This window comes from Holdemanella sp. DFI.5.55, from assembly GCF_020593575.1.
In the GTDB taxonomy this organism is placed as follows: Bacteria; Bacillota_I; Bacilli_A; order Erysipelotrichales; family Erysipelotrichaceae; genus Holdemanella; species Holdemanella hominis.
Genome location: NZ_JAJDMK010000003.1, coordinates 87,638 through 104,410 on the forward strand (window position 1 = coordinate 87,638; position 16,773 = coordinate 104,410).

The window sequence follows — 16,773 nt, forward strand, 5'->3', positions numbered from 1 at the left end:
ATCGCTTCTTTTTTTGTGGATGTGTTTTCTTAATTCATGTATTTTATCTGTTGATCAACGTAGAAAATCAACTTTTTCAGCTACAAAGCCATAGTTTAGATATACCCTGTCATCCTTCTGGTATTTACGCGAATGAATACGACCATTAATTCCCACATAGTCTCCAATCTTACACGAAGCACTTACAGTTTCTGCGAGACCTCGCCATACTTCAACGATTACATCATCACTTTCATAAACACCTTCTGAATTTGGAAAATTACGCTGCACTCGAATTGGAAGCTCACAAGTTTTTAATCCATTGCTTGTCTCCTTTAACATTGGCATGTCCGTAATTTTTCCCACGATACTAAACGCATTCATAATTGATTATCCTCCTTCAATTCTGACCACCATATTTATCACCATCCTTCTTCAATGGTATTCTACAAATATGTCACATATAAAACAAACGACCTATCTTATCTATAGGCCGTCTTTTTATGCGTTTTACATGCGTTTTTCCCCTCTAATTTGCTAAAAAAAACACAAATTAGATCAGATAGAGTCATTCGGAAGAATTTTTGTCACACAAGAATGTGAGAAATCCAAATTCTTAATATAGGCATGTACTTGCTCAATTTCCATATTTTGAATGCTATTTAAATTTTCAATATAGTCATACTCCTCAAAGTGACTTCGAAGTAAATCATTGGCCAAGCCATCAAAATGATCTAAGCCACGCAAATTATTCGCGATTGCCTGTGCATGCAACGACTGATAGTCTTCATCAGAAATCGACTTATTCTGTACAAGCTCATTTACAAGTTCAATAAAGGCATTTGGATTTACTGTTTGAGCATAAAACAAGATATAACTATGATCCAAAGTAAAGTCCGCTTCTGCGCCTACAAACTGTGTAAAGATTCTTTGATCTAGCCATTCCTGAAAATTAGGATTTAAAGGACCCATGATAGAATCTAACCACATATTCACCGCAAAGTCTTTTTCGAATGCTTCTTCCTTTGTCTTGCAAGCATCCATCTTATAACCAACACATACAAATGGCTGATGAATATCCATATGATCGACATACTCTTTGCGATTTACTTCCTTTGGCTCTTCCTTAAAGACACGCTCAATCTTTTTATTTAACTTACTCAAAACATCTTTTTGACATTCCTTGATCCAATCCATGATTTCATTTGTATCTTTTCCAGTTACACCCACAAGACACAATTTACTAGGATCATAATTTAATGCATAAAATTGTTTTAAATCCTCCATGCTCATATCTTGAATATCTTCTTTTGAACCGAGTACATCAACTTTCATTGGATGATATTGAAATAAAGAAATCAAAGTTTCCTTAAAAAGACGTTGTTCAGGCGATTGTTGATACATATCATATTCACTAAGAATAATCCCCTTTTCTTTTTCAATCGTTTCATTTGTCACATCTAAATTTTCGACAAAATCCAATAAAAGTTTTAATGACTTTTTCACATCCGCCGTAGTCGAAAAATAAAATGCCGTTTCTGTATAAGAAGTATATGCATTTGTAGAACACTGTAGGTTCGCAAATAAATCACTTACATCTTCTCCATCCAAATAAAACATTTGATGCTCTAAATAGTGCGCAATTCCACTCTTATGTCTAATCACTTGCCCATCTACGCTTTGATCAATATCAAACCCTCCTACTTTAGCTCCTAAAAGAAATAGTGATTTTTGATAATCCGGTTTATGAACAAGAATCACCTGTAAACCATTTGACAATGTTTCCTTTTTAATATCCAAATTATAATTCATTTTCTTTCTCCGCAACAATGGCCACTGAAGCCAAATTCAATCGTAAGGCAACACGTGAGATATCTTCCTTTGTCACCTTCATAATTCTCTCAATTCTTTGCTCAGGCGTGAGCTGGCGATGTAAAAGATCATCTAAAAAAGCTTGCGCAATCAAAGATTGAGCATGATCTAATCCACTAATAATACGGTCCTTATAGTCCATCTTTGCGATTTCTAAATATCGATCATCATAATCCATGTTCAATAATCGATCTATTTGTGTTTCTATCAAATTTAATACTTTTGTGACATCCTTACGATTCACACCCGTATGAATTAACAAAGCTCCATCAAAGCGAATAATAGAAGAGCTTATAGAATAACAAAGACTATTCTTTTCACGAATTTCATCAAACATTAAATTCTTCTGGCTTTGCCCCAAAATACTATTTAAAATTAGTTCAGCCTCATAATCCGAACTTGAAATATCAACACCTGTCGAATAGACTTGCGAAATACAAGTTTGCGCAATATTCTTTTCAAAGGTTTTATAGCTTGTTTCTACGCGAGGAAGCAATGTTCTTTCCGATATAAAAGCACAATGCGAATCTAAACTATCAATATAATCATACAATTCATCCGTTACATAACCACAGATATAGAAGTGTTTTGCCATATCCATATATAATGTATAGGCTTTTTTCACATCCTCTAAAGTAAGTGTCGCTAAATCTTTTAAACTTCCCTGCACAGGAATTGAAATAGAATGTTTAGCATGTGCCATCTCAAAGGCATACATACAAGACAAGCTGGCCGGATCATCCATTTGTGCCAACAATCTATTTTTTAACAAATACACTGACTCCTTAAAGTTTTCCTCATCCAATACAGAATGAAACAGAACTTCATCCATAATATCTTTAATTTTATCTAAATAGCTTCTATCTTCAATCCAGTCTGGACGGACAAACTGAAAACGAACATCGAGTTGAACAAGATCTCCATAAGATGTTAAACCATAAGACACCTTTGTTCCATAAGCACGATTTAAGGTAGAAGCTAATTTTTGTTTCGAATTCATTTTCTGCGTTTTCGCCTTCATCATATACACAAGCACGTTTAAAGCACTAATTGTATTTCGATGAAAAGGCATCATGGTTTTACAAGAAACATAAACATCACTAAATTTTTGCGTTTGTATATAGTTCATAAGTAAACCTCCTTGAAAATATATTAATAATTCTACCACAAAAACAAAAAAAAAGGCTAGAATTCAATCTAGCCTACGTGAACGTATCCAATTAATGCCTTGTCACAAGAAACGCTTGATACAACAGTCTGGCTTCCATACCATCCACCATGAACTGCTTGTCCGTTTCCAATGTAAATAGCAACATGTCCTGAATAAACAATAATGTCACCTGCAACTGGACTTGATGTGATTGTACCAAGACTCAAATAGTCTTCTGGCCAACCGTGGAAATTAATTCCAACAGCTCTCAAAGCATTAGTAACTAACATTGTACAATCTTGTGTAGTTCCTACTTGTGCTAATGCAGCAGCAGCGATTGCTGAACTGTTCACACTTGGGGTTGGAGCTACATAATCTTTAGCTGGAGCATCAGGAGCCGATGGCTGTGCTGGCGCTTGTGTTGTAGTTGTTGTTGTGCTTTGAGCTGGAGCACTTTGAGTAGTTGTTTGTGCTGGAGCCTGAGCTTGAGTCGTTGTATCTTGAGTTGGAGTTGTTTCCTCAGAAGGGGTTACTTCAGTCGCAACACCATTTTCATCAATCTTATATCCATCTTTTTCGGCATTTTTAATCAAATCACCATTTTCATCGAACGCATATTTAGTACCTTCGATTTCAACGATTTGATTCTTAGTTACTTCACCGTTTTCTGCATAATACAATTTTTGACCGTTGATCTCTTGCCATCCTGTACGGAAAGTACCGTCTTCTTGAGTGAAATATGTTTTTCCGTCTACATCAAATTGACCTATAGCCATCTTTCCATCTTCACCAAAGAAATACTTCTGGCCATCGATTTCCTGCCATCCTGTTACACAATTTCCATCGGCATCAAAATAATATTTCGAACCATTTTCTTCAACCCAGTTTGTTGAAGTTTTGTTTCCTTTTTCATCGTAGTATGATTTACCATCATTACTCCAACCATGAAGAAGGACACCTTCTTTTTGGAAATTATACTCACTACCCTGAATTGTCACAGAACCTCTTGCAGCAGTTCCGTCTTGTTGGAAATAGTAAGTTTCATCTGAAACAGTCTGCCATCCAAACTGCATTTCTCCTTTATTATTGAAATAATAAAGTTCCTTATCGATTTTTGTTAAACCAGTAGCTGTCTGACGATTTGATTTTAAAACATAATAACGATCTGCGCCTTCACCATGCCATCCTGGTTGAACTTCTTTGGCATACATTGTCGAAACAATTGGTCCAGAAGTCAATAGACATAGGCTTACGGCTAAAATTTTACTGTGCTTTTCGATAAAATTCATCATATCACCTCTTCGTTACAACACCTGAAGTTTAACAAGATTTAAATTTTGTTGCAAATTTTCGCAAAAAAATTATTTACACTTTTTAGTAATTAATTTCTTAAATATTTCTTAATACACTTTATATAAAGTATCTAAATATAAATTATGGTAAATTATGTGATTTTGTAAAAAATTGTACATAATTTATAAAATGTATAACGTTGTCTACAAATCGTGAACAAATCTATCCTGTTCTAAGATTATTCGTATCAATCCTAAAAGCCATAAAAGAATCACTATACCGACAAGAATTAAGCCGCCTATTGAAAGCCATTTTAAGCAATTTATTACCAAATATACACTTGCAGAATTCATACCTTTTACAAGCCAAATAGAACACCAAACGTATTTAAATCCATTTAAAATTATAATAATTCGATATTTTTGAGCCAAAATCAACAATCCTACAATCCCCATTATGTCTATCAGTTTTATACAACTAACAACACCAGCAATATTCAATGATGGATTTGAAATCACATAATATATGATACGTATCAAAACACTCGATTCATAGTTGGATAAGTGGGCCTGCAAATTGAACAAACTTTCATAATCAGTTATAAAAAATAATTTAGAAAATAATATTAACTGCCAAATATTCTGCCATAACCAGTATATGGTTATAAATACAATAAAAATAAAGATTCGCTTTTCAAACGAATCTACATAACGATCAATCAACTTTAAGATTTTCAAGCCAATCCTCTCCCTTAAGTTCTTCATGTGTACTTAGTCCTGGATAATCAAGTTGGCGTAGTACTTCATAAACGATAATGGCAGCACAATTGGACAAATTCAAACTTCTCGCATTTGCGACCATAGGCAAGCGCATGCAACTATCTAAATGATGTTGAAGGATTTTTTTATCAACTCCCGTACTTTCTTTTCCAAGCACAAGATATACATCGCCTTCTTCTTTCGTAAAATCAAATTCACTTGGCGCTTTTTTACCATAACGAGTCATAAAATAATAGTGTTCACTTGGATTTTCAGCCACAAACGCATCCCAATCTTTATGAATGTGAATATCAGCATCCTTAATATAATCCATTCCTGAACGACGCAAATGCTTTTCATCCAAAGAAAAACCCAATGGTTCAATTAAATGTAAACGCGAACCTGTAGCCATACAAGTTCGAATGATATTTCCTGTATTCTGAGGAATCTCAGGTTCATACAATACTACATGCAACATATTATTTACTCCAATCCTTTAAAAATTTCTCAAGTGCTACTCCTCTATGAGATACACTATTTTTCTTTTCTTCACTCACATTGGCAAGTGTTGTCTTAAATTCAGGATAATAGAAGATTGGATCATATCCAAAACCATTTGTTCCAACCATTTCATCATGAATCAAACCTTCACACTCTCCACGATATACATATTCTTTTCCATTTTCATTAATATAGGCAATGACACACACATAGCGAGCCGTACGCGTTTTTCCCTTTACCTGATCTATAATATATTGATTCTTGATATCATAGCTTGTGTCTTCACCTAAAAAACGAGCTGAATACACACCTGGCTTCTTATCCATCGCATCTACTTCCAAACCAGAATCATCGCTGATTACAGGTTCATGAAGTTCATTAAATAAAGTACGAGCTTTAATTAGCGCATTCTCTTCAAATGTTGTACCATCTTCTACAATATCAATTTTATGATCCAGATCTTTTAAGCATTTAACTTGGCAATCCTTCAACATCGTCTGAAACTCTTCAACTTTATGAGCATTGCTCGTTGCTATCCAAATTGTTTTTTTCATTTTTTATCACCGATATATATTATAGAAAGAAAAAATGGGGTTTTCAACAAGAGTTGTGCTAAATTGAACCTCTCCGCATCGAAGTGACGACTGTTCTTAGATTGCATAAAAAAAACAAGTACAGTATCCATATGTGTATTGTGTGGTGTATATGTTCTAATCTTGCCAATCAGAAACGATATTGGCAACCAATGAAAACACAAGTTCTGTTGCGATGTCGATTTTCTCAGGTATTTTTAATCTAGATATTGGATTAAGAATTTTTATTGGAGGATAAACCATTAACCTTCTCAACATTCAATCCATCGGATATATTGCAGGTGCAATCACATAATCTTTTATATATGCCGACGCTAATATATGATAGAATAAATGGGTTGGAGGAATTTATGGAATACAAGAACGACAATAAATTTTATTTTGAAATTGAAAAAAGAATTCCTGGTCATTTAGGAAGAGCCGGAATTATACATACACCCCATGGAGACATCAAGACCCCTGCATTCATGTGTGTTGGAACACATGGTGAAGTTCGCTTTGTTTCTATGGAAGAATTAAAAAGTATTAATGCCCAAGCCATGTTGAGTAATGGATATCATTTACGAAACATTTCCCCAGAAATTGCTGAAAATGGAGGTTTATCCGCATGGTCAAAATGGAACGGTCCAACTTTAACGGATTCCGGTGGCTTTCAAGTGATGTCTTTAGGTTCTGGCTGCGGAAAAGTTGTCAGCATGAAACGTGAAGACAATATGAAGAATACCGAAGAAGAAAAACGTTTGGCCCACGTAACCGAAGATGGAGTACACTTTCACGATCCATTTACAGGGCAAGAAGATTTTATTGGTCCAGAAGAAAGTATGCAAATTCAATGTCGCATTGGAGCCGATATTCATATGGCTTATGATGAATTAACTTCTTTAGCCGATACATACGAATATAACGTTGAATCCTTGGCAAGAACTGAACGTTGGGCAAAGAGAAGCCTTGATGAACATAAGAAACATTGTGATGATTTAGGCTACCACCAATCTTTATATGGTGTCATTCAAGGTGGGCGTTGGGAAGATCTAAGAAGATCAACTTGTAAAAAGTACGCTCAAATGGATTTTGATGGTTATGGATTAGGTGGTGCTTTCCTTAAAGAAACGCTAGGTGATATCTTAACTTGGTGTAACGAAGAACTCCCTGAAAATAAACCAAGACACTTATTAGGATTGTCTCATCCAGATGATATCTTGATTGGTACAGAAAATGGTGCCGACACATTCGATTGTGTAGCTCCTACTAGAGAGGCAAGACATGGAAGATTGTATACAATGCATGGTCCTATCAATTTATCAAAATATAGAGATAGCGATGAAATCATTGATGAAGGTTGCGATTGTCCTACTTGTCTTTCTCATATCACACTTGGTGAATTAAGAAGACTATGGAAATCGCAAGACCGCACGGAATCCGCAAAGTATTTCGAACTTGCTTCTATACATAATCTTCGCTTTATCATCCGTTTAACTGAACAAGCTCGACAAGCTATTTTAGATGGAACATTTAAAGAATTCAAAGAATCTTTCTTAAATTCATACTACAAGAACAAGTAAATGCTTGTTCTTTTTTTGAAAAAAGAGAAATCAAACGATTCCTCTTAAATAAAATCTTGGCAAGATACCAATAAATCAATTTTCTTCCATTGTGTTTCCTCATCAATGCAGTTACCTTCTTCAACAGAGGCAAATCCACATTGTGGAGAAAGTGCAATATTATCACCGACTACAGCTTTAGCTTGTTCATAACGTGCCTTAATCGCATCATGCTCTTCTAATTCTTTACGCTTTGTAGAAATCAAGCCAGCTACAAATGTACGGCCAGTACCTTTTAAAACAGCCCATGGATCAAAGGTTCCACTACGAGCATCATCATATTCTACAAAATATCCATCGTATGGAATGCTCGCAACAGACTTGGCAATCGTATCATAGAATCCATGGAACAATGGATTTCCTTTGAAGTTTCCTTTACAGAAGTGTGTTGCGATCTGCATGTCTTCTGGACGATTTTCTAAAGCCTTAGTACTTACACGTACAAACCAATCTAACACTTGTGCTTTTGTATAACCCAATCCTTCTACTTTTGATACAAATGTATCATCAATCATATAGGTCCATGAAGTATCATCAATTTGAATATAGCGACATCCATGATTGTAAAAATCACGAATAGCTGCCTGATATGCCAATCCAATATCATCAATGACTGCTTCAATATCTGTTCCATAGTATGGCGTATCTTTGATACCTAACTGTAAAAAATGATCAATCAAAATCATGTTTGGTCCAGAAATACACTTCTTAGCTTCTACACCATATTTACTTGCCTCATTCTTCAAGAAATCCCATGCGTACATTTCTTTATGTGCTTTATTTGGATCATAAGAAATTTTACCTTCAATCATACCTAATTCAATATGATTGTTTCTTCCATTAATAAATTTATCCAAATGTTTTGTCGTAAAACCAGCAAATTCTTTTAACCAATCTAAATGCCACCAGCGACGACGAAATTCTCCATCTGTCACAAACTTCAATCCATGTTGTACTTCCTTCGCAACTAATTTTGCGATTTGTTCATCCTCTACATCACGCAATTGTTCATATGTGATTTCATTATTATTAAATTTAGCACGGGCCTCTTTAATTTCCTGTGGTCTTAAAAAAGATCCTACAATATCATATTTAATATTCAACATAAGTAATTTTCCTCCAACGTCATCATTTTATCATTTCTAGTTAATTATTGATAATATTTAATAATATACGCCCGTTATAACTTTTATCTATAATAAAAAAGAAAAGAATGTGATAAAATAATTTCTATGAACACAAAATCATATATACTCAACCAATTTCAAACATACCCACAACTAGAACTACAGGATTTAATGAAATTTTTATACCAAAGCAGTTTTGGTTGTGAACACTTACTTTCAAATCCTGATACAGTTAAAAAACAGATCCAACAAGAACTCGACACAAAACTAGATACATGTAATTCCATTGAATATCTAGATGGAAATTATGTTCGTCTTCATTTAAATTATGGATTGAGCGTAAATACACTGAGTACTTTATTTATTTTATCAAGTCAACAAGAAAAAAACGGCAAGGAACAGCTCGAAGAAAAGCTTCAAATCCTTATCGATATGATTTCCAATCAAGAACTTCCATTTTCTTTAAACAACGCTAAGCTAACTCTTTTAAAATGGAAAGAAGATGGATATCCTGCCATTCATCATTCCAATACATTCAATCAATTGTACCATCCATCTTATCGCTTAATACATAAAAAGTACGTTCCTTTCTTAAAACTATTTAAGCATATCGACAACAAGCATCCTTCTATTATTTCAATCGACGGACGTTGTGCTTCGGGTAAGACTACACTTTCAAATCTTTTAAAACAAATATATGACTGTAACGTATTTAAAATGGATGACTTTTTCTTACAACCCCATCAAAGGACAAAGGAAAGGCTTGAAAGTCCTGGAGAAAATGTAGACCATGAGCGCTTTGAACAAGAGGTCTTGATTCCACTATCAAAACATGAAGATATAAAGCTGCATAAATTCAATTGTTCAACTTTGTCAATACAATCTGCTCACTTAATTCCATATAAATCATTTAATGTCATTGAAGGTTCTTATTCGATGCACTCAGATCTTCAAAAATATTATTCGTATTCTGTTTTCTTAACCGTGAGTAAAGAAGAACAACTTTCAAGACTTGAAAAAAGGAACCCAAATATGTTGAACAATTTTATTCAACGATGGATTCCTTTAGAAGAACTTTATTTTAAAACTTTTTCAATCCAAGACATATGTGACATAAAAATAGATACATCAAAGGCCTGAATCATCAGGCCTTATTTACATTATTCAACTTGTTCATCTTCCATACTAACAATACGACCTTCTCTTTGTCCAAGATCATATTTTTCACGGTACTCAGCCAATGTTGTTTTATAATCATCACCTTCAATCGCATATACTCTGGAATCGTGAATATGAATATCTGTATCTTTTTCACGAATCTTAATCAAAGCCACCATACTACTTGCACAGTGTGTGGCAATACGGTTTAAACTATTTAATAAATCATTGAATACTGTACCTTCTTCAAGACCACAGTTTCCTTGTGATAAACGTTCAACGTGACGCAATTTCATTTCATCACAAAGTCCACGAATGACAATTCCTAATGGAGATACGCGTCGAGCCAAAGCTAAATCATCTTCTAAATAAGCATGATATGTCATATTCATTGATTCACGAACGGCCTCCACAACAAGGTTTAACTCATCCATAGCGGCATTTGACATTTCCATACGATTTTCATTGATACTCTTTGACATCTCGGCAATATCTGCAGCGTGATCCCCAATTCTTTCAAAGTCACTAATTGTATGAAGATATAAAGAAGCTTGTCGAGTTTGCTCTGTATTTAATGCTTGTTTTGTCAGCTGCATTAAATAAGAGCCTAAACGTGCTTCATATTTATCAATCAAATTTTCTTTACGATGTACTTTATCATATTTTTCTGGTTTAAACTCATTTATCAAGTTCATTGAACGATTCACGTTATTACGCACCTTTTTAGCCATACCATTCATGACACGATGACATTGTGCAATCGCCAAAGCAGGATACGGAATCAAACGTTCTTCTAGTAAATCAAAGTCAGCTTGTTCTTCTAGATCTTCTGGACTGTCTTTGACAATACGCATCAATAATTTTTCAATTTGGGGAATAAACCAGAATAAAACTAATACATTTCCACAACGAATAGCTGTATTCATTAATGCGATATTTACTGGAGACATAACTTCATTCACAAAGCTATACTGCATAAATATATTTGAACCATAGAATAGAATTGACCAGATAATCATACCAAATAAGTCGTTGATCAAATATTCTAATGCGGTACGTTTACCATTTTTATTTGCGCTTAAGGCAGAAATCAACACAGGACATGCAGCACCAATACCAATTCCTAAGTTAATTGGAAAGGCTGCCGCAAATGTCAATGAGCCTGTCATAGATAGTGCTTGTAAAATACCAACCGCTGCACTAGCACTTTGTAAAACAGCAGTAAACAAAATACCTACTAGAATACCCATTACTGGATTTGAGAACATTGTAAGCATACTAATGAATGTTTCGTTTGTTCTTAAAGGCGAAACGGCTCCGCTCATTTGTTGCATACCTGTCATTAAAATCGCAAAACCAAGCATGATATTTCCAACATTTTTATGTGTAGTACGTTTTCCAAATGTCTTTAAACAAATACCAATAAACGCAAACAACGTTGTGATCGTAACTGTTGAAAATAAGCTTGCGATCCCACTAGAACCACCTACATAAGATAAACACAATATCCAACCGGTAATACTTGTACCAATATTAGCACCCATGATAATACCGATAGCTTGTCTTAGTTTCATCATACCTGAGTTAACAAAACCAATGACCATTACTGTCGTAGCACTACTAGACTGAATAACAGAAGTAACACCTGCACCTAAGGCAACACCTTTTAAGCTTGTGTTTGTCATCTTGTACAAGAATGCTTCTAACTTGTTACCGGCTACGCTTTTTAGCCCATCGCCCATTAATGACATACCGAACAAAAATAACGCAATGCCTCCTAATAGGGATAAGACCATTGTAACTATTTCCATCTTGAACTCCTTTATAAAATGAATATTTAATTTTCAATTTTTACGCAAATTGCAACGTCTTTATTATGCAATAAAAACAATGTCAAAACAATATTAAATTTGTGTTAATTTTCTGTAAAATGAAGTTTTTTTCTGAAAACGCTAAAAAAAAAGATGACTTTAGAAGCCTAAAATCATCTTTGCGATCATCTCAAAAAATTGAATCATATTTGAACGTAACATACCCAACGGATAATCTAATAAACCTGAAAAAATCAGTGAGATAAATAATAGATTCATCCATGGTGCACCATCAATAAATTTATAGTATTTATCATCGGGTAAAAACGAAAACAATACTTTTGAGCCATCTAATGGTGGTACTGGAATCAAGTTAAAAATGCCAAATCCAGTTGAAATCAATCCTGTATATGTCAATGTATTCGATATCAAATATCCTACACTAGACATCATAAAATATGGAGCAAATTTATAGAGTGCATAAAATAAGAATACACAAATAAAACTTAATAGAAAGTTTGCGATTGGACCCGCAAAACTTGTCCATATGATTCCTGTCTTCGCATCTTTGTAGTAACGTGCATCCACGGGTACTGGTTTTGCCCAGCCAAATCCACATACTAATAGACAGACAAGTCCAATCCAGTCAACGTGTTTAAAAGGATTTAAGCTCAATCTACCTTCCATCTTAGCCGTAGGATCTCCCATCCAATAGGACACAAGTCCATGTGCCATTTCATGAATCGACATGGAAAGAACAACGGCAATGACAAGATAAATAATATTTGATAAATTAAACATTAAATCTAAAGTGCATTACATCGCCATCTTGAACGACATAATCCTTTCCTTCTAGGCGTAAGCGTCCTGCTTCTTTAATAGCTAATTCGCTACCCAATTCATCGATATCTTCAAAACGATATACTTCAGCACGAATAAATCCCTTCTTGAAATCTGTGTGGATAACACCTGCACAATCCGGTGCTTTCATGCCTTTTTTAAATGTCCATGCACGACATTCATCTTCTCCAGCCGTTAAGAATGTACATAGATCCAATACGGCATAAGCCTTTTGAATCAATTGATCCAAACCAGATGTTTCAACACCTAATTCTTCTAAGAAAGCATCTTTTTCTTCTTTATCTAAACCAGACAATTCTTCTTCCATTTGCGCACATAAGGCAACAACCTGGTTATTCTGGCTTTGTGCATATTCTTTTACTTGATTATAGTAAGCACATGAATCTGGATCCATGATACCTTCATCATCTAAGTTGGCAACATAGATCATAGGTTTAGCTGTCAATAAGTTATAGCCTTTCATCAAGATTTGTTCATCTTCATTCAATTCTAATGAACGAGCTGGTTTTCCTTCTTCTAAGATTGGTTGTAAACGATCTAATAAAGCCAATTCATCCAATGATTCTTTATCCTTGTTTGTCTTAGCCTTACGTTCGATCTTACTTCTACGATTTTCAATTGTCTGAAGATCCGCTAAAGTTAATTCTAGATTAATAATTTCAATATCACGAATTGGATCTACACTATTTTCAACGTGTGTTATATCTGGATTATCAAAACAACGAACTACGTGACAAATCGCATCTGTTAAACGAATGTTTGATAAGAATTGGTTACCAAGTCCTTCACCTTGACTTGCTCCCTTAACTAATCCCGCAATATCTGTAAATTCAAATGTTGTATAGATTGTTTTTTTTGGATTGAAGATTTCAACTAAGCGATCAATACGATAGTCTGGTACTTCTACAACGCCTACATTGGGCTGAATTGTCGCAAATGGATAGTTTGCGGCTTCTACCTGTGATTTCGTGATAGCGTTAAATAAAGTTGACTTTCCTACGTTTGGAAGACCAACGATTCCTGCAGTTAATGGCATAAATTCAATACATCCTCTCTATTCTTCTTCATGTCGAATTACTTTTTTTAATTTCTTTTCAAATTTTTGTCTAGGCATTAAAACACTGGCTCCACAACCTAAACATTTAATGCGAATATCAGCACCCATACGAATAATTTTCCATTCATTGGACTTATGACAAGGATGCTCTTTTTTCATTTCTACAATATCATTTAATCCATATTCCATAATTATTCTCCTTGCACATGCATATGATATGCATCCAGCGTATTTGATAATAACATACAAACCGTCATTGGACCAACACCTTTTGGCACTGGACTTACATAACTTGCCTTTTTCGCAACCGATTCAAAGTCACAATCCCCTACAAGTTTTCCATTGACACGATTGATACCTACATCAATAACGACAGCTCCTTCTTTTACCCAATTTTCATTGACCATTTGAGCAACACCCATCGCAACAATTAAAATGTCGGCTTGTGAAGCAATCTTTTCAATATCCGGTGTCTTTGAATGAACGATTGTCACTGTCGCATTCCGATTTTGAAGCAACAGCGCAATTGGTTTGCCTACAAGGTTACTTCTTCCACAGACCACAGCACGTTTACCAGATAAATCTTTACACCCAATGGAATCTAACATAGCCATAACACCTTGTGGCGTACAAGGAATAAATCCTGGACGATTCGTAAGTAAACAACCAGCATTCATGGGGTGTAAGCCATCTACATCTTTTTGTGGATCAATCAATTCTAAGGCTGCTGTTTCATCCAAATGCGAAGGTAAAGGCATTTGCACTAAAATACCATCGACTTCAGAATCTAGGTTCAAACTCATAATCACATCATTTAATTCTTTTTGCGATACATTTTCGTCTAGACGAATTGTTCTTTGAAGCATCCCAATAGAAGAACAAGCCTTTTCTTTACCACGAACATAAGACATACTTGCGGGATTATTTCCAACAAGTACAACACTTAATAATGGTAGCCTTGCCCCTTCTGCACGGATATCATCAATTTTTTGTTTCATATCCGCCTTGATTCGATCCGCAAGTGTATTTCCAAATATAATTTCCATTAAAATAACTCCTTTGAATCCAATACAATTGTTACTGGACCATCATTCAATAATTCAATCTTCATATCAGCACCAAAAATACCTGTTTCAACGTGCATACCTTGTTCTTGTAGTTTCTGATTGAATTGATCATACAATGTTGTAGCTAAATCTGGCTTACCTGCATTTGTAAAACTTGGGCGATTCCCCTTTTTACAATCCGCATATAAGGTAAATTGAGAAATAGAAAGAATACTTCCTTCTACGTCTTGAATGGATTTATTCATCTTCCCGTTTTCATCTTCAAAAATTCGCAAGAATAAAATCTTATGAATCATTTTATCAATAATTTCATTTGTATCTTCATTATTGAATCCTACAAAAATACAATATCCATAATCAATTTGACCTGTTATTTGACCATCTATCGTACATTTTGCGTTCTTTGCCCTTTGAATTACTACTCTCATCCTTTTTTCTCCAATATACAAACACTAAGGCTTACAATGCCCTCTTCATTTCCTACAAAGCCAAGTTTTTCTCCACGCGTAGCCTTAATTGAAACATCTTCTATATCACAATGCAATACATTTGAAATATTCGTTCGCATAGAAATAATGTGTGGTGCCATTTTAGGTCTTTCAGCCAAAATAGTCGCATCTACATTACCAATCTGATATCCCATTTCATCCATCATATCATAGATATGTCCTAATAAAACAAGACTGTTCGCATCTTTATATTTAGGATCTGTATCCGGAAAATGTTTTCCTAAATCACCTAGTGCAAGAGCACCTAAAATACTTTCGCCAATCGCATGTGTTAAAACATCGGCATCCGAATGTCCTAAAAGTCCTTTAGAATGTTCAATTTCAACACCGCCCAAAATAAGTTTACGACCCTCTACAAGCTGATGAATATCTACCGCTTGTCCAATACGTATATTATGCATAAACCACCTTAGACGTTCTTTCAGCGCGATTTTTAAGCTCTTCGTTTCTATAGCCTAAAATACAATGTCCAATACCTTCATAAGATTCTGGTATTCCCCATTTGTCTTTTAATTCTTTACCATATTCAGTTTCAAACACTTCTTTAGCACGGTGGATCCAACATGAATCAACACCTAAGGCATTTGCAGCATTCATTAAATTCCCCATAGCCAAAGCTCCATCGTATAAATATGTAGGTGCATGAGTATCCGCGAAGACAATAATCAAACTTTTTGCGCCATAAAACGGGTCTGCCGATGAATTCATAACCTCTGCATTCTTTTTAGATAATTCTTTTACTAATTCTTCATCCTCAACAGCGACAAAGGCAAAGATTTGACGATTCATGCCACTAGGTGCACATTGCCCGGCATAAATAATTTTTTCAACCAAATCATGACTCACCTTTTTGTTATTATATTTTCTTACACTTCTTCTCTCTACAAGATTTTTATATGCTTCATTCATAATATTTTGCCTCCAAAACCACCTCATATTATACAATACAAAATCTTATTATACAAAAAAAGCCTGGCTAAAAGTTTAAAATTATCTAACAACACGAATAAATTGTGGAGATGCTGCTGTGCTTAAATATGCACTAGCAATTACAGTCTTACCTTCGTAGTTTCCATGAACAGCTTGTCCATTTCCAATATAGATAGCGATGTGGTCAACACCACGTCCACCATTGTTATAGTACAATAAGTCACCTACTTGAGGATCGTTAGTGTAGTATCCATATTGACCTGCGTATTGATCTGGCCATAATTGATAAGCATCGCTTACACCGGCATTTGCCAAAGCTTGTTGTACAACTTGTGTACACCATAATCCATCAGTTACACCTACTAATTTTTGTGCTTCAGCAGCAATTCTTTGCCCTAAAGTACTAGTTGCTGGTGTTTCTGCAGGAGCTTGTACTTCTGGTGCTGGAGTTGTCTGTTCTGGAGCAGGTGTTACATTTTGCTCTGGAGCTGGAGTCTCAGTCTGTT

Annotated in this window: 19 protein-coding genes; 2 read left to right on the plus strand and 17 right to left on the minus strand. The window is 34.9% G+C overall.

What is annotated here, in order from left to right; translation table 11 throughout:
• Window positions 1-54: 54 nt before the first annotated feature.
• From LJE08_RS01720 to rdgB, 7 genes are all read right to left on the minus strand, one after another.
• Window positions 55-363 carry a single-stranded DNA-binding protein gene (locus tag LJE08_RS01720; protein ID WP_117923939.1) on the minus strand — a complete coding sequence of 103 codons (309 nt, stop codon included), beginning with the start codon at window positions 361-363 and terminating at the stop codon, window positions 55-57.
• 174 nt (window positions 364-537) lie between these two features.
• Window positions 538-1,791, minus strand: coding sequence for an EF-P 5-aminopentanol modification-associated protein YfmH (gene yfmH / locus LJE08_RS01725; RefSeq protein ID WP_117923937.1), 1,254 nt, complete (start codon window positions 1,789-1,791; stop codon window positions 538-540).
• A complete protein-coding gene (locus LJE08_RS01730; RefSeq protein WP_227402249.1) occupies window positions 1,781-2,980 on the minus strand; it encodes a pitrilysin family protein in 1,200 nt (399 codons plus the stop codon). The genes yfmH and LJE08_RS01730 overlap by 11 nt, the downstream gene beginning before the upstream one ends.
• A gap of 68 nt (window positions 2,981-3,048) precedes the next feature.
• A complete protein-coding gene (locus tag LJE08_RS01735) occupies window positions 3,049-4,293 on the minus strand; it encodes an NlpC/P60 family protein (RefSeq protein WP_227402250.1) in 1,245 nt (414 codons plus the stop codon).
• Between the two features lie 204 nt (window positions 4,294-4,497).
• Window positions 4,498-5,031 carry a hypothetical protein gene (locus LJE08_RS01740; RefSeq protein WP_186998322.1) on the minus strand — a complete coding sequence of 178 codons (534 nt, stop codon included), beginning with the start codon at window positions 5,029-5,031 and terminating at the stop codon, window positions 4,498-4,500.
• The gene (locus LJE08_RS01745) at window positions 5,009-5,530 is read right to left on the minus strand and encodes a tRNA (cytidine(34)-2'-O)-methyltransferase (protein WP_227402251.1); all 522 of its coding nucleotides are present in this window, start codon (window positions 5,528-5,530) and stop codon (window positions 5,009-5,011) included. Before LJE08_RS01745 ends, LJE08_RS01740 begins: the two co-directional genes overlap by 23 nt.
• A 1-nt stretch (window position 5,531) precedes the next feature.
• Entirely contained in the window at window positions 5,532-6,107 is a 576-nt protein-coding gene (gene rdgB / locus LJE08_RS01750; RefSeq protein WP_186998323.1) for an RdgB/HAM1 family non-canonical purine NTP pyrophosphatase, read from the minus strand.
• A gap of 389 nt (window positions 6,108-6,496) precedes the next feature.
• Between rdgB and tgt the strand changes: the two genes are divergently transcribed.
• Entirely contained in the window at window positions 6,497-7,708 is a 1,212-nt protein-coding gene (gene tgt / locus LJE08_RS01755; RefSeq protein WP_186998324.1) for a tRNA guanosine(34) transglycosylase Tgt, read from the plus strand.
• A 44-nt stretch (window positions 7,709-7,752) separates the two neighbouring features.
• On the opposite strand, the gene LJE08_RS01760 is transcribed toward tgt, so the two are convergent.
• Entirely contained in the window at window positions 7,753-8,853 is a 1,101-nt protein-coding gene (locus LJE08_RS01760) for a methionine synthase (protein WP_227402252.1), read from the minus strand.
• A 126-nt stretch (window positions 8,854-8,979) separates the two neighbouring features.
• Here LJE08_RS01760 and LJE08_RS01765 point away from each other — a divergent pair, with 126 nt between their 5' ends.
• Window positions 8,980-10,014, plus strand: coding sequence for a hypothetical protein (locus LJE08_RS01765; RefSeq protein WP_186998326.1), 1,035 nt, complete (start codon window positions 8,980-8,982; stop codon window positions 10,012-10,014).
• A gap of 20 nt (window positions 10,015-10,034) precedes the next feature.
• Here the strand turns inward: LJE08_RS01765 and LJE08_RS01770 are convergent, their stop codons facing one another.
• The 9 genes from LJE08_RS01770 to LJE08_RS01810 form a co-directional block, all read right to left on the minus strand.
• Window positions 10,035-11,843 (minus strand): Na/Pi cotransporter family protein, encoded by a 1,809-nt coding sequence (locus LJE08_RS01770; RefSeq protein ID WP_227402253.1) that lies wholly within the window; start codon window positions 11,841-11,843, stop codon window positions 10,035-10,037.
• Between the two features lie 159 nt (window positions 11,844-12,002).
• The gene (locus tag LJE08_RS01775) at window positions 12,003-12,644 is read right to left on the minus strand and encodes a site-2 protease family protein (RefSeq protein ID WP_186998328.1); all 642 of its coding nucleotides are present in this window, start codon (window positions 12,642-12,644) and stop codon (window positions 12,003-12,005) included.
• Window positions 12,637-13,740: a redox-regulated ATPase YchF gene (gene ychF, locus LJE08_RS01780; RefSeq protein WP_117570827.1), complete on the minus strand. Its 1,104-nt coding sequence runs from the start codon at window positions 13,738-13,740 to the stop codon at window positions 12,637-12,639. The genes LJE08_RS01775 and ychF overlap by 8 nt, the downstream gene beginning before the upstream one ends.
• Window positions 13,741-13,758: 18 nt before the next feature.
• A complete protein-coding gene (locus tag LJE08_RS01785) occupies window positions 13,759-13,950 on the minus strand; it encodes a DUF951 domain-containing protein (RefSeq protein WP_117570826.1) in 192 nt (63 codons plus the stop codon).
• Between the two features lie 2 nt (window positions 13,951-13,952).
• Entirely contained in the window at window positions 13,953-14,807 is an 855-nt protein-coding gene (gene folD, locus LJE08_RS01790; protein ID WP_227402254.1) for a bifunctional methylenetetrahydrofolate dehydrogenase/methenyltetrahydrofolate cyclohydrolase FolD, read from the minus strand.
• Window positions 14,807-15,256 (minus strand): D-aminoacyl-tRNA deacylase, encoded by a 450-nt coding sequence (dtd, locus tag LJE08_RS01795; RefSeq protein WP_117923915.1) that lies wholly within the window; start codon window positions 15,254-15,256, stop codon window positions 14,807-14,809. Before dtd ends, folD begins: the two co-directional genes overlap by 1 nt.
• Complete coding sequence (ispF, locus tag LJE08_RS01800) at window positions 15,253-15,738, minus strand: 2-C-methyl-D-erythritol 2,4-cyclodiphosphate synthase (protein WP_227402255.1); 486 nt, start codon at window positions 15,736-15,738, stop codon at window positions 15,253-15,255. Before ispF ends, dtd begins: the two co-directional genes overlap by 4 nt.
• Window positions 15,731-16,246: a nitroreductase gene (locus LJE08_RS01805; RefSeq protein WP_117923911.1), complete on the minus strand. Its 516-nt coding sequence runs from the start codon at window positions 16,244-16,246 to the stop codon at window positions 15,731-15,733. Before LJE08_RS01805 ends, ispF begins: the two co-directional genes overlap by 8 nt.
• Window positions 16,247-16,327: 81 nt before the next feature.
• Window positions 16,328-16,773, minus strand: a 446-nt coding sequence (locus tag LJE08_RS01810; RefSeq protein WP_227402256.1) for a C40 family peptidase, incomplete at its 5' end; no start/stop codon positions are given.

Excerpts from the sequence above, each read along its gene's own strand:
- LJE08_RS01720 (WP_117923939.1), bottom strand. The coding sequence starts at position 363 with ATGAATGCGTTTAGTATCGTGGGAAAAATTACGGACATGCCAATGTTA.
- yfmH (WP_117923937.1), bottom strand. The coding sequence starts at position 1,791 with ATGAATTATAATTTGGATATTAAAAAGGAAACATTGTCAAATGGTTTA.
- LJE08_RS01730 (WP_227402249.1), bottom strand. The coding sequence starts at position 2,980 with ATGAACTATATACAAACGCAAAAATTTAGTGATGTTTATGTTTCTTGT.
- LJE08_RS01735 (WP_227402250.1), bottom strand. The coding sequence starts at position 4,293 with ATGATGAATTTTATCGAAAAGCACAGTAAAATTTTAGCCGTAAGCCTA.
- LJE08_RS01745 (WP_227402251.1), bottom strand. The coding sequence starts at position 5,530 with ATGTTGCATGTAGTATTGTATGAACCTGAGATTCCTCAGAATACAGGA.
- rdgB (WP_186998323.1), bottom strand. The coding sequence starts at position 6,107 with ATGAAAAAAACAATTTGGATAGCAACGAGCAATGCTCATAAAGTTGAA.
- tgt (WP_186998324.1), top strand. The coding sequence starts at position 6,497 with ATGGAATACAAGAACGACAATAAATTTTATTTTGAAATTGAAAAAAGA.
- LJE08_RS01760 (WP_227402252.1), bottom strand. The coding sequence starts at position 8,853 with ATGTTGAATATTAAATATGATATTGTAGGATCTTTTTTAAGACCACAG.
- LJE08_RS01765 (WP_186998326.1), top strand. The coding sequence starts at position 8,980 with ATGAACACAAAATCATATATACTCAACCAATTTCAAACATACCCACAA.
- LJE08_RS01770 (WP_227402253.1), bottom strand. The coding sequence starts at position 11,843 with ATGGAAATAGTTACAATGGTCTTATCCCTATTAGGAGGCATTGCGTTA.
- LJE08_RS01775 (WP_186998328.1), bottom strand. The coding sequence starts at position 12,644 with ATGTTTAATTTATCAAATATTATTTATCTTGTCATTGCCGTTGTTCTT.
- ychF (WP_117570827.1), bottom strand. The coding sequence starts at position 13,740 with ATGCCATTAACTGCAGGAATCGTTGGTCTTCCAAACGTAGGAAAGTCA.
- LJE08_RS01785 (WP_117570826.1), bottom strand. The coding sequence starts at position 13,950 with ATGGAATATGGATTAAATGATATTGTAGAAATGAAAAAAGAGCATCCT.
- folD (WP_227402254.1), bottom strand. The coding sequence starts at position 14,807 with ATGGAAATTATATTTGGAAATACACTTGCGGATCGAATCAAGGCGGAT.
- dtd (WP_117923915.1), bottom strand. The coding sequence starts at position 15,256 with ATGAGAGTAGTAATTCAAAGGGCAAAGAACGCAAAATGTACGATAGAT.
- ispF (WP_227402255.1), bottom strand. The coding sequence starts at position 15,738 with ATGCATAATATACGTATTGGACAAGCGGTAGATATTCATCAGCTTGTA.
- LJE08_RS01805 (WP_117923911.1), bottom strand. The coding sequence starts at position 16,246 with ATGAATGAAGCATATAAAAATCTTGTAGAGAGAAGAAGTGTAAGAAAA.